A 2,492-nucleotide genomic window follows, 5' to 3' on the forward strand; every position below is an offset into this window, starting at 1 on the left:
GTCAGGGCGTACTCTTCCATAATGGTCGTGAAATGACTGCTGAGGATGTCGTTTACAGCTTCAACCGCATCAAAGCTGAAGAGACTGCTTCCCCTTGGGCAACCCAGTTGGCTCTCATTGAGAGCGTTGAAGCCACAGATACTTACACTGTGACCATCAACCTTTCTGAGCCATTCGGCGCATTCATGTCTACTATTGCCAGCAAATGGGCTGTGATCGTTCCGCAGGAAACTGTAGAAGCCAATGGCGATCTGCAGGCTGTGATGGATGGAACTGGTCCCTTCATGCTCGAAGAATATGTAGAAGGCACCAAAACCGTCTTGGTTTCTAACGCTGACTATTTCGATGGTGCTCCGATGATTGATGGCATTACTTATCAGATCATCCCTGATGAAACTGCCCGTATTGCTGCTATCCGCACAGGCGAGATCCACATGACGGCTGTTGGGAATGGCGCATCCGCTGGTTTGGCTGCTCGCAGCGAAGGCGTTTCTGTTGAGAGCCTTGACACTACCGACTACTACGTTCTCGGTATCAACACCGCACAAGCTCCCTTTGACGATGTCCGTGTTCGCCAGGCGATGAGCCTCGCCATTGATCGTCAGGCATTGATTGACTCTGTCTTCTTTGGTGAAGGCATGGTTGCTGGTCCTATCGTCCCGACTTTGGGCGAATGGGCAGTGCCTTTGGATGAATTGTCCTACTATCAGCCTGATGTAGAAGCCGCCAAAGCCCTTCTGGCAGACGCTGGCTATACTGAAGACAACCCTTGCACCTTCTCGATCACCGCTGGCGCAAAATTCCCGCAGTTCTCCAGCATTGCTTTGGTTCTTCAGAGCCAACTCAAAGCCGCTGGTTTTGTCGTCACTCTTGACCAGGTTGAATGGGGCACCTTCGTCCAGAAATGGATTGACCGCAGCTTCGATACCTTCGTCAGCTATAACGGCAGTGGTAACGATCCCGACCGTGCGCTTTACCCCGCATTGACCACTGGCGGTTCCGTGAATGCCTTCCAGTACAGCAACGAAGAAGTTGATGCTCTGCTGAACTCTGCCCGCACCACAGTAAATGCTGATGAGCGTAAAGCTTTCTATCATGATGCTGCTGTGAAGATTTCTGAAGAAGCACCCATTCTCTTCCTTGCTACCCGCACAGCTTATGTTGCTACAAGTGACGCTGTTCAGGACTTCGAGCTTTCATCTGTAGATACTTACAGGGGCTTGAAAGACATTTGGCTGCTTTCTGAATAAGACTTTCTTAGCAAAGACCCCAGAAAAAAAACTTCTGGGGTCTTTCTCTAAAATTACCTGCAAGATTGACAGCGGCGGTTGAGTAGGCTGACAGTTTTATCGTCAGGCGTATCGAAACCAAAGCGGATTTTGCAAAGAATACTTGTTGCTGAAGCCCGCTATGGTTTACCCTAAAGGGCACGATGTCGATACGCTCCGAAAGTGCGCTCGGAGCTACTCAACCGCCGCTATATTTTTTTGGAGCACTCCATGTCCTCATATCTCCTCCGCCGCATACTTTTTATTTTCATCCCCACGCTTTTAGGCATGTCCATTCTGGTTTTTGCTATTATGCACATGATCCCAGGCTCTTTCGTGGATGTGCTTCTCGGCATCGGCACAGACATCAGTGAAGAGCAGATTGCCAACATCGAAAAAGCCTACGGTTTGGATAAACCGCTCACAACGCAATACTTCTACTGGATGGGCAACGTGCTGCGTGGAGATTTGGGCAACTCGCTCCGCACAGGCAAACCCGTTGTTGGCGAGATTCTCAGCCGCCTGCCCGTCACATTGGAATTAACCCTTTTTTCCGTCATCCTGACCCTTTTATTAGCCATCCCCACAGGTATTATCTCCGCCATCCGCCGTAACGATATAGGCGACCTTATCGCTCGTCTGGCGGCGTTGATCGGCTTATCAGTACCAAACTTTTTATTGGGGACACTGCTCATCTTATTTATCTCTCTCAAACTACCAGGAAAACTGCCCACAACGGGTTTTGTTCCCTTCTCGGAGGGCGCTTGGGAGAATATCAAATCCATGATCCTGCCCAGTGTCTCGCTGGCGTTGGGGATGAGCGCAACCGTCATGCGGATGACCCGCTCCTCCATGCTCGAAGAACTGCGTCAGGAATATGTTCAAGTCGCCCGTGCCAAAGGTCTATCAGAGCGGATCGTCGTTCTGCGCCATGCCTTACGCAATGGGCTGATTCCCGTCATCACCGTCTTGGGTATTCAGATCGGCTATTTGATGGGCGGCACAGTCATCGTCGAAGAACTTTTCGCCTTGCCAGGGATCGGACGTTTGGCACTCAACGCCATCTACCAACGTGATTATCCCGTCGTACAGGGAACGGTATTATTTATTTCCTTCGTTTTTGTTTTTATGAATATGCTCACAGACCTGAGCTACAGCGTACTGGATCCCCGCATCCAGCAGGAGGACTAGCCGATGAAATCGCTCTATTATCTAGTGCGCCGC

Annotated in this window: 2 protein-coding genes; both read left to right on the forward strand. The window is 50.5% G+C overall.

Annotated elements, in window-relative coordinates; translation table 11 throughout:
* On the forward strand, positions 1 to 1,250 hold a 1,250-nt coding region (locus AC3DOM_RS15555; RefSeq protein WP_487919958.1), incomplete at its 5' end, for an ABC transporter substrate-binding protein.
* A 249-nt stretch (positions 1,251 to 1,499) separates the two neighbouring features.
* A complete protein-coding gene (locus AC3DOM_RS15560) occupies positions 1,500 to 2,459 on the forward strand; it encodes an ABC transporter permease (RefSeq protein ID WP_487919959.1) in 960 nt (319 codons plus the stop codon).
* Positions 2,460 to 2,492 lie beyond the last annotated feature (33 nt).

It is taken from the genome of Candidatus Desulfolinea nitratireducens (assembly GCF_982879505.1).

Coding starts and splice junctions, on each gene's coding strand:
- AC3DOM_RS15560 (WP_487919959.1), top strand. CDS start 1,500: ATGTCCTCATATCTCCTCCGCCGCATACTTTTTATTTTCATCCCCACG.